At 65.3% G+C, this 213-nt stretch carries 1 protein-coding gene; it reads right to left on the minus strand.

Translation table 11 applies throughout. The features are described 5' to 3' along the window. Nucleotides 1–213, minus strand: a 213-nt coding sequence (locus FJ658_RS15135) for a type II secretion system F family protein (RefSeq protein WP_181408494.1), incomplete at both ends; no start/stop codon positions are given.

Here is a 213-nt window from a genome sequence, read left to right on the forward strand (position 1 = left end):
ATCAGCAGCGGCTCGATGATCGAGGTGAGCGCCTCGGTGGTGGCCTTGACCTCGTCGTCGTAGAAGTCGGCCACCTTCGACAGCATGGTGTCGAGAGCACCGGCGTCCTCGCCGACCGCGATCATCTGCGCCGCCATCGGCGGGAACACCTTCTCCTCCGAGAGCGGCCCGGAGATCGACTTGCCGACGCGCACCGAGTTGGCGATGTTGATC

Source organism: Schumannella sp. 10F1B-5-1, assembly GCF_006517535.1.
GTDB lineage: Bacteria > Actinomycetota > Actinomycetes > Actinomycetales > Microbacteriaceae > Schumannella.